At 67.1% G+C, this 14,795-nt stretch carries 10 protein-coding genes; 7 read left to right on the top strand and 3 right to left on the bottom strand.

Features of this window, described 5'->3' with window-relative positions; translation table 11 throughout:
- Nucleotides 1-300 precede the first annotated feature (300 nt).
- Both PI990_RS17745 and PI990_RS17740 read right to left on the bottom strand, forming a co-directional pair.
- The gene (locus tag PI990_RS17745; protein WP_271657927.1) at nt 301-1,689 is read right to left on the bottom strand and encodes a heavy metal sensor histidine kinase; all 1,389 of its coding nucleotides are present in this window, start codon (nt 1,687-1,689) and stop codon (nt 301-303) included.
- Nucleotides 1,686-2,360, bottom strand: a complete 675-nt coding sequence (locus tag PI990_RS17740) for a heavy metal response regulator transcription factor (protein WP_043245376.1) — start codon at nt 2,358-2,360, stop codon at nt 1,686-1,688. Before PI990_RS17740 ends, PI990_RS17745 begins: the two co-directional genes overlap by 4 nt.
- A gap of 459 nt (nt 2,361-2,819) precedes the next feature.
- Between PI990_RS17740 and PI990_RS17735 the strand changes: the two genes are divergently transcribed.
- The 7 genes from PI990_RS17735 (at nt 2,820) to PI990_RS17705 (ending at nt 13,163) form a co-directional block, all read left to right on the top strand.
- Nucleotides 2,820-4,076, top strand: coding sequence for a TolC family protein (locus tag PI990_RS17735; protein ID WP_442969342.1), 1,257 nt, complete (start codon nt 2,820-2,822; stop codon nt 4,074-4,076).
- Between the two features lie 91 nt (nt 4,077-4,167).
- Nucleotides 4,168-5,658 carry an efflux RND transporter periplasmic adaptor subunit gene (locus PI990_RS17730; RefSeq protein ID WP_333945564.1) on the top strand — a complete coding sequence of 497 codons (1,491 nt, stop codon included), beginning with the start codon at nt 4,168-4,170 and terminating at the stop codon, nt 5,656-5,658.
- 21 nt (nt 5,659-5,679) lie between these two features.
- Nucleotides 5,680-8,838, top strand: coding sequence for a CusA/CzcA family heavy metal efflux RND transporter (locus tag PI990_RS17725; RefSeq protein WP_271657926.1), 3,159 nt, complete (start codon nt 5,680-5,682; stop codon nt 8,836-8,838).
- Between the two features lie 565 nt (nt 8,839-9,403).
- A complete protein-coding gene (locus PI990_RS17720; protein ID WP_271657925.1) occupies nt 9,404-10,375 on the top strand; it encodes an IS110 family transposase in 972 nt (323 codons plus the stop codon).
- A 457-nt stretch (nt 10,376-10,832) separates the two neighbouring features.
- Complete coding sequence (gene msuE / locus PI990_RS17715) at nt 10,833-11,387, top strand: FMN reductase (RefSeq protein ID WP_184489824.1); 555 nt, start codon at nt 10,833-10,835, stop codon at nt 11,385-11,387.
- Nucleotides 11,388-11,414: 27 nt separating this feature from the next.
- Entirely contained in the window at nt 11,415-12,509 is a 1,095-nt protein-coding gene (gene sfnG, locus PI990_RS17710) for a dimethylsulfone monooxygenase SfnG (protein ID WP_271657924.1), read from the top strand.
- 111 nt (nt 12,510-12,620) lie between these two features.
- Nucleotides 12,621-13,163, top strand: a complete 543-nt coding sequence (locus tag PI990_RS17705; protein WP_271657923.1) for a hypothetical protein — start codon at nt 12,621-12,623, stop codon at nt 13,161-13,163.
- A 75-nt stretch (nt 13,164-13,238) separates the two neighbouring features.
- Here PI990_RS17705 and PI990_RS17700 read toward each other — a convergent pair whose 3' ends face one another.
- On the bottom strand, nt 13,239-14,753 hold the full coding sequence (locus PI990_RS17700) for a sensor domain-containing diguanylate cyclase (RefSeq protein ID WP_271657922.1): 1,515 nt from the start codon (nt 14,751-14,753) through the stop codon (nt 13,239-13,241).
- Nucleotides 14,754-14,795 lie beyond the last annotated feature (42 nt).

Genomic DNA, 14,795 nt, shown 5'->3' with positions numbered 1-14,795 from the left:
TTTTGTTGGTGTATCGAACTCCGCCGCGCGCGGAGTAGAGCGACTGAAACCCGCATGGCGCCTTGCCGGATCACGAGCATGTAAATGGGCTAGATGATGGGTGGAGGTCGCCTTTCACCTCCACCAATCGGGGTTATGCCGGGGCACATGGCCGCAGCCATTCCGACACCCCCGTAGGATGGCGTAGAGCACCGCGAAACCCATCGATCCAAGGCCCCGTCCGCACCGTGCCCATTGGCAACCCCGGCAGCATGGGTTTCGCTTCGCTCTACCCATCCTACGGTTTGCGCTGGTCCCTGCTCACCCCCGTGCGGGAAACACCAAACGGAACAGGGTGAAGCTGCCCGGCAGGCTGCTGGCTTCGACGCTGCCCTGGTGCAGGCTCATGATCGAACGCACGATGGCCAGCCCCAGGCCTGTGCCGCCCTCGGCGCGGGAGCGGCCGCTGTCCACCCGGTAGAAGCGCTCGAAGAGGTGCGGCAGGTGCTGGGCGGGGATGCCGATGCCGGGGTTGCCCACGGCGATGGAGACCTTGTCCGTGTGCCGTTCGATGACGATGGAGATCTGGCTGCCGGCCGGGCTGTGGCGGATGGCGTTGGACAGCAGGTTGGACAGCGCGCGCTGGATCATCAGCCGGTCGCCCCGGGTGGTGCCGCTGCCGGCCACGGCGATGTCGATGCGTCGCTCCTCCGCCGAGATGCTGAACAGATCGGCCACGCGCCGTGCCTCGTCTTCCAGCGTGATGCTCTCGAAGGGCACCAGGGAGGCGGGGTGGCTGACGTGGGCCAGAAACAGCATGTCGGTGACGATGCGGGTGACCCGCCCCAGCTCCTCGGTGCAGCACTCCAGCACCTCCTTGTAGGCCTCCGGCGGCCGCTCGCGGGAGAGGGTCACCTGGGCCTTGCCCATCAGGTTGGTGATGGGCGAGCGCAGCTCGTGGGCGAGGTCGTCGGAGAACTGCGAAAGCTGCTGCACGCCGCCGTCCAGGCGATGGAGCATGAAGTTGATGCCCTGGGCCAGGTCGGCCAGTTCCTGGGGCAGGCGCTCCACGGGGATGCGGTGGGTCAGGTCCTGGGTGGACACCAGCGAGGCCACCTTGCGGAACTGGCGCAACGGCCGCAGCCCACGCTGGACGATCCACCAGGCGCCCATGCCGATCACCAGCAACAGCAGGGGCAGGGCATAGAGCGTCGAGCGCAGGTAGGCGTTGAGCAGCGTCTGGTCGGCGGTGCGGTCCATGGTCAGCTGGATGATCACCGGCGTGCCGTCATCCAGGCGCACCTTGGTGGCGGCGGTGAGGGTGGCGTGGCCGAAGTCGTCGCGGGCCTCGTGGTAGCGGATCACCTCCGCCACCGCCGGCAGCGGGCCGCTGGCCAGGGCGCGGTCGCTCACGTCCAGCAATAGGCGGCCGTTGGCGCCGGCCTGGTAGATGGCCAGTTGCAGGTTGTCGTGGCCGAGCACCAGGTCGAGCAGGCCGTGGGGCTTGCCGAGCAGGCCGGTGGGAGTGAGGCGGTCTTCCTCCAGGCGGTGTTCGATCTGCTCGATCTTGTCCCGCAGGCCGTCGCGGGCCAGGGACGAGAGTTCATGGAGCAGCGCGAAATAGGCCGCCACCGCCAGCAGCACCACCAGCGCGGCGCCCATGAGTGCCACCGAAACCCCCAGGCGCAGCGACAGGCTGGCGGGCTTCATGGGCGGTCCTCCAGCACGTAGCCGACGCCGCGCAGGGTGTGGATCAGCTTGTTGTCGAAGGGGTCGTCGATCTTCGCCCGCAGGCGGCGGATGGAGACCTCCACCACATTGGTGTCGCAGTCGAAGTTCATGTCCCACACCAGCGAGATGATCTGGGTGCGCGACAGCACCTCGCCCGAGCGGCGCATCAGCAGGTGCAGCAGGGCGAACTCCTTGGTGGTCAGGTCGATGCGCTGCTCGCCGCGGAAGGCGCGGTGGCGGCCCGGGTCCAGCTCCAGGTCGGAGACCTTGAGCACGTCGGGGATGGGCACCTGCTCGGTGCGGCGCAGCAGCGAGCGCACCCGCGCCAGCAGCTCGGGGAATTCGAAGGGCTTGACCAGGTAGTCGTCGGCGCCCAGGTCCAGGCCCCGCACCTTGTCCGCCAGGCGGCCCCGGGCGGTGAGCATCATCACCCGCGTGTTGCTGGTGCGGCGGATGTTTTCCAGCACGCCCCAGCCGTCGATCTCGGGCAGGTTCACATCCAGTATCACCAGGTCATAGGCGTGCTGGCGGACTAGATGAAGGCCATCGATACCGGTGGCGGCACGGTCGGTTACATAGCCACTTTCACTGAGGCCCTGGTGCAAGTAATCGGCAGTTTTAGGCTCGTCCTCGATAATCAGGATTCGCATATTCAAGTTACCTGGAAGTTCGAGGTTCAATTGATTCAAGCGCGCGGCTTGTATGAATTCATCGCGAGCGGATAGAGGCCGCTTCGTTGTTGTTGTGCGGAGGCTAAAGGCTGTAGTTGCTGCAGGGTCAAGCCCCGCCTGGTGCGGCTGGCACGGGTGCGGCAAGCTGTCGCACTTGTCGGCTGGGTGGCGCTGGATCGTCAGTCGCGGTGGCCGAAAAGTTGCGCGGTTATGTGTTACGAGTCATGACGAAGTTCAACGGTCAATCACTCGGCCGGCACATGTTAATACAGGCACTTTGTTAAATGCCGGTTGATTACATATTTGTAATTTTGCAGTCACCTTGACGATAAGGCCTGCCCACTAGATTGCCCCTCCATTGCGTATCCGGCGTTCATCCACCCCTCGGGTGGCCGGTGCCTGTTCTGGGTCTTTGGAGTGGAGCGACCTGTGTCTGTCATCGATCAATTACCGGCCGGTTTCCGGCGCTGCGCCCTGGCGTGCACCCTCGGCCTGGGCCTTTCCCTGGGGCAGGCGTTCGCCGCCCCCACCGCCTTGACCCTGGCCGATGCGCTGGAGCAGGCGCAGCGCAACAACCCCGATCTCGCCGCGGCGGGCTGGGCCCTGGGCATCGCCGAGGGCGAGCGCCAGCAGGCGGCGCTGCTGCCCAACCCGGAGCTTTCCTGGGAGCAGGAAGACACCCGCAGCGCTACCCGCACCACCACCGTGCAGATCACCCAGCCCATCGAGCTGGGCGGCAAGCGGAGCGCGAGGACGACGCTCGCCGAGCGGGGCATCGATGCCGCCGGGCTCGAGCTGGAGCGCAGCCGCAATGCGCTGCGGGCGGAGGTCATCCAGGCCTTCCAGGGCCTGCTGCAGGCGCAGGTGCGGGTCGGGCTGGCCGAGCAATCCCAGGCGCTGGCGGGGCGCGGCGTGGTCATCGCCGAGGGCCGGGTCAAGGCCGGCAAGGTGTCGCCCATCGAACTCACCCGGGCCCAGGTGCAGCGCGCCGAGATCGCCCTGGAGCTGCGCCGTGCCCTGCAGGAGCAGGCCCGCGCGACAACCCAGTTGCAGCGGGTGCTGGGCGCTGACGTCGCCGCGCCGGTGGCCCTGGCCGGCGACGCCGCGGCGCTGCCGGGCATTCCGCCTGGCGCTCGCCTGCTGGGCGCGCTGGCCGAGAGCGCCGAGCTGCGCCTGGCGCAGATGGGCATCGACCAGCAGGACGCCGCCTTCGAGTTGGAGAAGGCCCAGCGCATCCCCGACCTCAGCGTCAGCCTCGGCAGCCAGTACAGCGCCGAGGACCGCGAGCGGGTGAACGTGGTGGGGCTGTCCATGCCCATCCCCTTGTTCAACCGTAATCAGGGCAACGTCCTGGCGGCGGCCCGCCGTGCCGACCAGGCGCGGGACCAGCGCCGCGCCGTCGAATGGCGCCTGCGTGGCGAGGTGCGCGAAGCCCTGGAGCAATGGCAGGCGGCGAGCGCCGAGGTGGAAGCCTTCAGCGCCACCATCCTGCCCGCCGCCAGCAGCGCGGTGGACAGCACCAGCCGTGGCTTCGAGATGGGCAAGTTGGCTTTCCTCGATGTGCTGGACGCCCAGCGCACGCTGATCCAGGCACGCAGCGGCTACGTGCAGGCACTGGCCTCGGCCACCGAAGCCTGGGTGCGCCTGGAGCGCATCTACGGCGACGTCACCGCCCTTGGCGGCCCCGCCGCCTGAGGGCGCGGCCCATCCATCACCCGCGCCGCCCGGCGTGGGCCCTGTCTTTTGAATTTCGGGAGTACCTATGAGCAGGAAATTGGCCCTGGCGATCGCCTTCGCAACGGGGATCGGCGTGGTTGCCGGCGCGGTTGCATTCATGCCCGGTGGTGCGGTCGGGGAGGGCGCCAAGGCGCATGCCGGCCACGACGAGGCCGGGCACGACGAGGAGGACGGCCACGACGATGCGAAACCCGCCGCGCGCGGCCCCAACGGCGGCGAGCTGTTCCGCGCCGACGACCTCGATGTCGAGCTGGTGGCGCCGGAAAGCGTCGACGGCCGCGTGCCCATGTCCGTCTACCTGTCCCGCGCCGGCAGCCGCATCGCCGCCGACGGGCAGAGCCGGGTGTCGATGAGCGTGCGGCGCGCCTCGGGGGAGACCCAGGTGCTGGCGTTCACCCCTCGTGACGGCGCCTTCGTCAGCCCGGCGGGCATCGCCGAGCCGCATTTCTTCAGCGCCACCCTGGAGGTGGAGCGCGAGGGCCGCACCGCACGTTTCGAGTACGCCAAGGAGGAGGGCCTGCTGGCCCTGAGCGCCGAGCAGATAACCGCTGCCGGCATCCGCCTGGCCACCGCCCAGGCCCGCAGCCTGGATACGCGGGTGAAGCTGCCGGGGGAGATCCGTTTCGACGAGGACCGCACCGCCCACCTGGTGCCGCGCACGTCGGGGGTGGTGGAAAGCGTGGCGGTGAACCTCGGGCAGCAGGTGGAGAAGGGCCAACTGCTGGCGGTGATCGCCAGCCCGCAGCTGTCCGAGCAGCGCAGTGAACTGGCCGCCGCCGAGCGCCGCGCCGAGCTGGCCCGCACCACCCACCAGCGCGAGCAGCAGCTGTGGAAGGAGGGCATCTCCGCCGAGCAGGACTTCCTCCAGGCGCGGCAGGCCCTGCAGGAAGCCGAGATCGCCGTCGCCAACGCCCGGCAGAAGCTGGCTGCGGTGGGCGGCGCCGGGCAACAGGCCCAGGGCAACCGCTACGAGCTGCGCGCGCCCTTCGCCGGCACGGTGGTGGAGAAGCACCTGGTGCCCGGCGAGGTGGTGAGCGAGGCGAGCAACGCCTTCACCCTGTCCGACCTCAGCCAGGTGTGGGCCACCTTCAGCCTCTCGCCCAAGGACCTGGGCGAGGCCCGGGTGGGCCGCGCGGTGAAGGTCATCTCGCCGGAGCTGGGCAGCGAGGTGCTCGGGCAGGTGGCCTATATCGGCAACCTGCTGGGCGAGCAGACCCGCACCGCCACGGCGCGGGCGGTGCTGAAGAACCCGGAAGGCGCCTGGCGCCCGGGGCTGTTCGTCAGCATTGAGCTGGCGACCGCTTCCAGCCAGGCCGGCGTCACCGTGCCGGAGCAGGCGGTGCAGAGCATCGAGGAGCGCCCCAGCGTGTTCGTGCAGGTGGCGCAAGGCTTCGTCGCTCAGCCCGTCAGCCTCGGCACCCGCAGCGACGGCTTCGTCGAGGTGACCGAAGGCCTGGCCGCCGGCACCGCCGTGGCCGCCGAGGGCAGCTTCATCCTCAAGTCGGAGCTGGGCAAGGGCTCGGCCGACCACGCCCACTGACCGCCACCACGAGACCACGACATGTTCGAACGCATCATCCAGTTCGCCATCGAGCAGCGCATCATCGTGTTGCTGCTGGTGTTGGCCATGGCCGGGCTTGGCGTCGCCAGCTACCAGAAGCTGCCCATCGATGCCGTACCCGATATCACCAACGCGCAGGTGCAGATCAACACCGCCGCCGCCGGCTTCTCGCCGCTGGAAACCGAGCAGCGCATCACCTTTCCCATCGAGACGGCCATGGCCGGCCTGCCGCACCTGAAGCAGACCCGCTCGCTGTCGCGCTCGGGCTTCTCCCAGGTCACGGTGATCTTCGAGGACGGCACCGACCTGTACTTCGCCCGGCAGCTGATCAACGAGCGCCTGCAGGTGGCCCGGGAGCAGTTGCCCGAAGGCGCCGAGGCGGTGATGGGGCCGATTTCCACCGGCCTCGGCGAGATCTTCCTGTGGACGGTGGAAGCCGAGGCCGGCGCCCTGAAGGAGGACGGCACGGCCTACACGCCCACCGACCTGCGGGTGATCCAGGACTGGATCATCAAGCCGCAGCTGCGCAACGTGCCCGGCGTGGCGGAGATCAACACCATCGGCGGCTACGCCAAGGAATTCCAGGTCGCCCCCGATCCCAAGCGCCTGGCCGCCTACGGCCTGACCCTGGTGGACCTGCTCACGGCCCTGGAGCGCAACAACGCCAACGTCGGCGCCGGTTTCATCGAGCGCAACGGCGAGCAGCTGCTGGTGCGTGCGCCGGGGCAGGTGAAGGACCTGGCCGACATCGCCAACATCGTCATCGCCAATGTGGTGGGCACGCCGATCCGCGTCAGCCAGGTGGCCGAAGTGCAGATCGGCCGCGAGCTGCGCACCGGGGCAGCCACCGAGAACGGCCGCGAGGTGGTGCTGGGCACGGTGTTCATGCTCATCGGCGAGAACAGCCGCGCCGTTTCCCAGGCGGTGGCGGCGCGCCTCGATGAAATCAACCGCTCGCTGCCCGAGGGCGTGGTCGCGGTGCCGGTCTACGACCGCACCCAGCTGGTGGACAAGGCCATCGCCACGGTGAAGAAGAACCTCATCGAGGGCGCCATCCTGGTGGTGGCGGTGCTCTTCCTGTTCCTCGGCAACATCCGTGCAGCGCTGATCACCGCGATGGTGATCCCGCTGTCGATGCTGTTCACCTTCACCGGCATGTTCGGCAACAAGGTCAGCGCCAACCTCATGAGCCTGGGTGCGCTGGACTTCGGCATCATCGTCGACGGCGCGGTGGTGATCGTGGAGAACGCCATCCGCCGCCTGGCCCATGCGCAGCAGCACCACGGCCGCATGCTGACCCGCTCCGAGCGCCTGCACGAGGTGTTCGCCGCGTCGAAGGAAGCGCGCCGCGCGCTGATCTTCGGCCAGCTGATCATAATGGTCGTGTACCTGCCGATCTTCGCCCTCACCGGGGTGGAGGGGAAAATGTTCCACCCCATGGCCTTCACCGTGGTCACGGCGCTGCTGGGGGCGATGATCCTCTCGGTGACCTTCGTGCCGGCGGCCATCGCGCTGTTCGTCACCGGCAAGGTCAAGGAGGAGGAGAACGCCGTGATGCGCCTGGCACGCCGTGGCTATGAGCCGGTGCTGGGCTGGGTGATGGGCCACCGCGTGCCGGTGTTCGGCGGTGCCTTGCTGCTGGTGCTGATGTCCGGCGTGCTGGCCAGCCGCATGGGCAGCGAGTTCGTGCCCAGCCTCAGCGAGGGGGACTTCGCCCTGCAGGCGCTGCGGGTACCCGGCACCAGCCTCACCCAGTCGGTGGACATGCAGGCGCGCCTGGAAAAGGCGCTGATCGCCCAGGTGCCGGAAATCGAGCGGGTGTTCGCCCGCACCGGCACCGCGGAGATCGCCTCCGACCCGATGCCGCCGAACATCTCCGACGCCTACGTGATGCTCAAGCCCAAGGACCAGTGGCCCGACCCGGGCAAGCCTCGTGAGGCGATCATCGCCGACCTGCAGCGCGTCGCCGCCTCGGTGCCGGGCAGCAACCACGAGCTGTCGCAGCCCATCCAGCTGCGCTTCAACGAGCTGATCTCCGGCGTGCGCAGCGACGTGGCGGTGAAGGTCTTCGGCGACGACATGGCCGTGCTCAACCGCACCGCCGGCGAGATAGCCCAGGCCCTGGAAGGCGTTGCCGGCGCCTCGGAGGTCAAGGTGGAGCAGACCTCGGGCCTGCCGGTGCTGACCATCAACATCGACCGCGACAAGGCCGCGCGCTACGGCCTCAATGCCGGCGACGTGCAGGACACCATCGCCGTGGCGGTGGGTGGGCAGAAGGCGGGCACGCTGTTCGAGGGCGACCGCCGCTTCGACATGGTGGTGCGCCTGGCCGACCCGCTGCGCACCGATATCGACGGCCTCTCGCGCCTGCTCATCCCGGTGCCGCCGTTGCCGGGCAGCGGCTCGGAGCGCATCGCCTTCATCAGCCTGGCGGAAGTGGCCAGCCTCGACCTGGTGCTCGGCCCCAACCAGGTCAGCCGCGAGAACGGCAAGCGCCTGGTGGTGGTCAGCGCCAACGTGCGCGGGCGTGATATCGGCTCCTTCGTGGAGGAGGCGGCCAGCCGCCTGGAGCGCGAAGTGAAGGTGCCCGCCGGCTACTGGACCACCTGGGGCGGGCAGTTCGAACAACTGCAATCGGCGGCCAAGCGCCTGCAGGTGGTGGTGCCGGTGGCGCTGCTGCTGGTCTTCGTGCTGCTGTTCATGATGTTCAACAACATCCGCGACGGGCTGCTGGTGTTCACCGGCATTCCCTTCGCCCTCACCGGCGGCGTGCTGGCGCTGTGGCTGCGGGACATCCCGCTGTCGATCTCGGCGGGGGTGGGCTTCATCGCCCTGTCCGGTGTGGCGGTGCTCAACGGCCTGGTGATGATCGCCTTCATCCGCAACCTGCGCGAAGAAGGCCGCCCGTTGCATGAGGCCGTTATCGAAGGCGCCCTGACGCGCCTGCGCCCGGTGCTGATGACGGCGCTGGTGGCCTCCCTCGGCTTCGTGCCCATGGCCCTGGCCACCGGCACCGGCGCCGAAGTGCAGCGCCCGCTGGCGACGGTGGTGATCGGTGGGATTCTCTCTTCCACCGTGCTCACCCTGCTGGTGCTGCCGGCGCTGTACCGCTGGATATACCGCCGCGACGAAGACCCCGAACCCGGCGTCGCGCCATGACCGGTAGGGTGGACGACGCTCCCTCCGTCCACCATTCGGGGCACGGCGCGGCACCGCCGGTGGAGGTAAAAAGCGACCTCCACCCTACGCCCCGGGATGCGCCGGTGTTGGGTGGGAATGACGGTTCGGTAGGGTGGACGACGCTTCACCCGTCCACCATTCGGAGCCCGGCGCGGCACCGCTGGTGGAGGTAAAGAGCGACCTCCACCCTACGCCCCGGGATGCGTCTGTGCCGGGTGGGAATGACGGTCCGGTAGGGTGGACGACGCTTCACCCGTCCACCATTCGGAGCCCGGCTCGGCACCGCTGGTGGAGGTAAAGAGCGACCTCCACCCTTGTATCTCGACTAACTACCCCATCAGGGGTAATAGTTCCCGACTGATCATCGGGGGAGGGGCTGGAAGTCGTGTCCACCCTTAGGCCCTGAGCCTGCGACGTAGATAGTGCTCCGCCCCTCCACACTCACTCGAACAGCCCGAACGGTATCTTGAGCCCAGAGCTCGCATTCACAAGGTTGGGCCGGGTGCAGTGATGATCGCATTTGGAACGATCAGGAGGAGCACACATGCCCAGTGTCATTGGTGTCGACATTGCGAAGCACACGTTCGATATCGCCACCCTGCAGGCGAACGGCAAGTACCGCACCAAGGCCAAGCTGGCCAACAACGAGGCGGGCTTTCGCACGCTGCAGGAATGGCTGCATAAGCACAGCGAGGCGGGTGCCTGGGTCGTGATGGAAGCCACCGGCATCCACCATGAAGCCCTGGCCGAATGGCTGCTGGAGCAGAACTATCGGGTCTGCGTCCTCAACCCAGCGCAAATCGCTCACTACGCCCGCAGTCAGCTGCAGCGAGTGAAAACTGACAAGGTCGACGCCAAGCTGATCGCCGAATACGGCGAGCGCCACCAAGACGAGCTACGGCCCTGGCAGCCTGAACCTCGCGCCATACGGCGCCTGAAAGCACTGATGCGGCGCCTGGCGGATCTGCAGGAAATCCAGCAGATGGAGAGCAATCGCCTGGAGGTGGCTGATACCAGCGTGCAGGAGTCGATCCGCTCAGTGTTGCGGCACATCGAGCAACAGATCGAGGAAACCCTCAAGGCCATCAACGACCACATCGACAATGACCCGGATCTGCGCGGCAAACGTGATCTGTTGACCAGCATCGATGGCATCGCGGACAAGACAGCCGCCCTGATCCTGGCGGAGCTGGGCGACCCTCATCGCTTCACCAGCAGCCGCGCGATTACCGCCTTTGCCGGGCTCAACCCGCGTTTGCAGGAGTCTGGTAAATACCGGGGGCAGACCCGCATTTCCAAGATGGGCTCATCGCGGCTACGTGCTGGGCTGTACATGCCTGCCGTTTGCGCCCTGCAGCACAACGGGGCGATCAAAGCGATGAGAGAACGCCTCAGAGCCAAGGGCAAGACCGGCATGCAGATCATCTGCGCAGCGATGCGTAAGCTGCTGAACATCGCTTATGGCGTCTTGAAATCGGGCCAGCCGTACGACGTAAAACTGGCCCTTGCTCACTAGGGATCAAGACGGTATCTACGCCCGGTGCGCGTCTGTGCCGGGTGGAAATGACGATCCGGTAGGGTGGACGACGCTTCACCCGTCCACCATTCGGAGCCCGGCGCGGCACCGCTGGTGGAGGTAAAGAGCGACCTTCACCCTACGCCCCGGGATGCGTCTGTGCCGGGTGGGAATGACGGTTCGGTAGGGTGGACGACGCTTCACCCGTCCACCGTTCGCAGCCCGGCTTGGCAGCGCCGGTGGATGCAAAAAGCGACCGCCACCCCGCCTGGGATGCGCCGGTGTCGGATGGGAACAGCTGTTGCTGGGGCAACAGCTGTTCAGCATTCCTGCCAGGCACCCAACAGCGCAGCTGTTGGCGGTTTTTCCTATCTGCTTGAGTCCGCTGTGTTTTCTGCATTGGCACGACTACTGCTCTGACCCTCGTACATGCACGTCACCGTGACGAGAGGTTGGAATGAGTCGAACGATAAGAGTGGTGGTGGTCTCGGGCAGCCTGCGCAACCCGTCGCGTACCCATGGGTTGCTGCAGGCCCTGGTGCAGCGCCTGCAGGCGCGCCTGGCCATCGAGGTGCACTGGATACGTGTCGCCGATATCGCCGGGGGATTGGCCGGCTCGCTGGAGCGCGACACGGCCTCACCGGCGCTGCTGCCGCACCTGCAGGCCATCGAGAACGCCGAGCTGATCATCGCCGGCAGCCCCGTCTATCGCGCTTCCTACACCGGCTTGTTCAAGCACCTGTTCGACCTGGTGGACTACCAGGCCCTCAAGGGCGTGCCGGTGTTGCTGGCCGCCACTGGTGGGGGCGAGCGCCACGCCCTGGTGATCGACCACCAGCTGCGCCCGCTGTTCGCCTTCTTCCAGGCGCACACCTTGCCCTATGGCCTCTACGCCACCACTGAGGCCTTCACCGATCACCAACTCACCGACCCCGCCCAGTTCGAACGCATCGAGCGGGCGCTGGAGCCGGTGCTCGCCTTCTTCCACCACGCGGCCGATCGCGCTGCCTGAATTCCCAAGCCCCGAGGAGTCAATGCCATGAGCCAGCAACCGATCCGCTTCGCCTACTGGGTGCCCAATGTCAGTGGTGGCCTGGTGGTCAGCAACATCGAGCAGCGCACCAGTTGGGACGCCGACTACAACCGCAAGCTGGCGCAGATCGCCGAGCGCGCGGGCTTCGACTACGCCCTGTCGCAGATCCGCTTCACCGCCGGCTACGGCGCCGAGAACCAGCACGAATCGGTGGCCATCAGCCACGCGCTGCTGGCCGTTACCGAGCGGCTCAAGGTGATCGCCGCCATCCTGCCCGGCCCGTGGAACCCGGTGCTGGCGGCCAAGCAGCTGGCCACCATCGACCACCTCAGCAACGGCCGCATCGCCATCAACGTGGTGTCCGGCTGGTTCCGGGGCGAGTTCCACGCCATCGGCGAACCCTGGCTGGACCATGACGAGCGCTACCGCCGCTCGGAGGAATTCATCCGCGCCCTTAAGGGCATCTGGACCCAGGACGACTTCACCTTCAACGGCGACTTCTACCGCTTGCGCAACTACAGCCTCAAGCCCAAGCCGCTGCAGCAGCCGCACCCGGAAATCTTCCAGGGCGGCAGCTCGCGGGCCGCCCGCGACATGGCTTCGCGCGTGTCGGACTGGTACTTCACCAACGGCAACAGCGTCGAAGGCATCAAGGCGCAGGTCGACGACATCCGCGCCAAGGCTGCATCCAACGGCCACACGGTGAAGGTCGGGGTCAACGCCTTCATCATCGCCCGCGACACCGAGGCAGAAGCCCGCGCGGTGCTGCAGGACATCATCGACAAGGCCAACCCGGACGCGGTCAACGCCTTCGGCGCCGAAGTGAAGAACGCCGGCGCCGCCAGCCCCGAGGGCGAAGGCAACTGGGCCAAGTCCAGCTTCGAGGACCTGGTGCAATACAACGACGGCTTCAAGACCAACCTCATCGGCACACCCCGGCAGATCGCCGAACGCATCGTCGCCCTCAAGGCCGTGGGCGTGGACCTGATCCTCTCCGGCTTCCTGCACTTCCAGGAGGAGGTGGAATACTTCGGCCAGCATGTGCTGCCGCTGGTGCGCGAGCTGGAGGAAGAGAAGCGCGCGGAGAGGGCGGTGGCCTGACGGGGCGACTGGCGAATTCCGGGATGCGGCGCTTCACTGTTGAGTTGCCGGAATTCGCCAGAACCACCAGGTTCACCCGGGCATGGACCGGCCATTTCAGGAGCAGGGAAGATGCCGCAGGTTCATGACAGCAGCGCGTGGTGGTGCCTGGAGAATGGTGCGTTGGGCATCGGTGAGGACCACACCCAACCCGAAGGTCGCCAACTGGCCATCGACCTTATCGACTCAGGGCTGGTTACCCACCTCTTCATCGAACTGGCGGATGCGCATTACGGCGGCGTGCTGGCCAACGCGCAGCAGATCGCCACTAACGGTGGGACGCGTCAGCAAATCCAGGCGGCTTGCCCGGATGGCAACCTGTTCGTTTGTCCTATCAGCTTGAGGCAAGTAATTACCGCCGCACTCAAGATCGGTGTGCCTGTTCATTTGGCGGACCACCCGATCATGGCTTCGCGATCTGGTGATTTCCAACGCAGGCACAATTCCATACTCCAGACGTTTCGCACCGTTACCAACCAGCCTGGCCCGGGGGCGGCACAGGCGGTAGGGCCTGCCAGCGTCGGCTGTCTGTTCCTGTGGGGAGGGGCTCATTTCGAGGGGGGAAGGGCATTGGATATCTTCATCCCGGGACTGCCCTTCATCATGATGGGCTGAGGTGGCATGTCTTCTACCTGACTGTCGAGGTCCGCAGGTGCCGGAGTTGAAGGAGAGGCGTGGAGACGCGGTGGCCTAGCCCATAACCAGTCGATTCCTCCCCTCGCTCTTGGCCTTGTACAGCGCTACATCCGCGCGCTCCAGCCAGGCTTCCAGGGGCGCGTCGTCGTCGATCTGCACCAGGCCGATGCTCACAGTGGATTGCAGCATGCCCAGCGGGGTATCCAGGCGCTCATCGGCCCAGTGCTGGCGCAAGCGTTCGAGCAGGACACTGGCCTGGCTCTGGTTGGTGTCCGGCAGCAGCAGGACGAACTCCTCGCCGCCGAAGCGGGCGAAATGATCGGTGCGGCGGATGCCGCCCCGGCACAGCCCGGCGAAGCGCTGCAGCACCAGGTCGCCAACGGCGTGGCCATAGGTGTCGTTGACCTGCTTGAAGTGGTCCAGGTCGAAGATTGCCAGGCACAGCGGCCGGTGTTGGCGAGCGCTGCGCAGCCGCTCCTGTTCGGCCCGCTCGGCGAAGGCGCGGCGGTTCAGCGCGCCGGTCAGCGGGTCGCGGAAGGCCAGCTGGCGCAGCTCTTCCTCCAGTGCCTTGCGCTGGCTGACATCACGGACCTCCGCCACCAGGCTGCCGTCGTCGAGGGCGGCGACGCTGAGTTCGGCAGCGAAGCGGCTGCCGTCGCCGCGGATCGCCTGGTGGTCATGGGGGCGGCTGTCGGCGTCGGCCATCTGCGTGGCAAGGTCATCACAGGTTTCGAACAGGTGCGCCAGGGGCTTGCCCAGCAGCTCCGTCAGCGGCTGGGCGAAGAGCGTTTCCAGCATCGGGTTGGCATCCAGCAGGTGGCCGTCCTTGAGCAGCATGACGCCGCCATTGGTCACCCCCATGAGCCGTTCGAAGCGATGGGCGCTGGCCTTGGCGGCCAGCGCGTTGTGCTGGCTGTCGAGAAGGATGCGGCGCATGGTCAGCAGCGCCAGGCCGATGAGGCACAGGGCCCACAGCGGGATGCCGAAGTTGATCGGCAGCAGGTAGGACACCGAGGTCGTCTCCAGCGTGAACTCGATGCCCTGCAGGTTGTTGGCCATGGCGATCAGCCCGCTGGTGACGTTGACCAGGACATAGCCGGCGAAGGTCAGCGCCACGAAGCGGCGCACGCCCCGCAGTTCGGGCTCGCCAGGGCCGGCCCAGAGCACGCGGCTGGCCAGGGCCGTGATCAGGGCGCTGAGGCCGGAGGAGAGGGCGACCATGAGTTCGCCGTTGAAGGGTGCGACCCAGCTGTGCCAGCCCATGGCTACGCCGATCAGGCTGGCGCTGGTGGGCACTATCCACCAGGGTTCCGCCAGGCCCAGGTAGCGGAATACACCCACCACCAGGATCGCCTCGCCGGCGGTCTGCAGGGCGCTGCCGAGCACGTAGAGCGAGGTGTTTTCGAACAGCAGCAGGAACAGCCCGGCCACCAGCGTCAGCACCCCGCAGGTCCACACGCCGGGGCCCCGGTAGGGCCGTGAGTAGTACCAGAGTGCGGTGCACCCCAGGGCACTGGCCACCATCAGGTTGATGCTCAACAGCAGGGGCGAGAAATACAGGGCATTCATGCTGCGGGCTCCGGGCTGGCCGGCGCGTGGATGGCTGGAGGA

The sequence above is a fragment of the Pseudomonas sp. TUM22785 genome (assembly GCF_028198105.1).
GTDB lineage: Bacteria > Pseudomonadota > Gammaproteobacteria > Pseudomonadales > Pseudomonadaceae > Metapseudomonas > Metapseudomonas solani.
The sequence above is the reverse complement of the archived record's forward strand: the minus strand, read 5'-3'. Positions and strand labels throughout refer to the sequence as shown.

Excerpts from the sequence above, each read along its gene's own strand:
- PI990_RS17720 (WP_271657925.1), top strand. The coding sequence starts at position 9,404 with ATGCCCAGTGTCATTGGTGTCGACATTGCGAAGCACACGTTCGATATC.
- PI990_RS17700 (WP_271657922.1), bottom strand. The coding sequence starts at position 14,753 with ATGAATGCCCTGTATTTCTCGCCCCTGCTGTTGAGCATCAACCTGATG.
- sfnG (WP_271657924.1), top strand. The coding sequence starts at position 11,415 with ATGAGCCAGCAACCGATCCGCTTCGCCTACTGGGTGCCCAATGTCAGT.
- PI990_RS17705 (WP_271657923.1), top strand. The coding sequence starts at position 12,621 with ATGCCGCAGGTTCATGACAGCAGCGCGTGGTGGTGCCTGGAGAATGGT.
- PI990_RS17725 (WP_271657926.1), top strand. The coding sequence starts at position 5,680 with ATGTTCGAACGCATCATCCAGTTCGCCATCGAGCAGCGCATCATCGTG.
- msuE (WP_184489824.1), top strand. The coding sequence starts at position 10,833 with ATGAGTCGAACGATAAGAGTGGTGGTGGTCTCGGGCAGCCTGCGCAAC.
- PI990_RS17745 (WP_271657927.1), bottom strand. The coding sequence starts at position 1,689 with ATGAAGCCCGCCAGCCTGTCGCTGCGCCTGGGGGTTTCGGTGGCACTC.
- PI990_RS17740 (WP_043245376.1), bottom strand. The coding sequence starts at position 2,360 with ATGCGAATCCTGATTATCGAGGACGAGCCTAAAACTGCCGATTACTTG.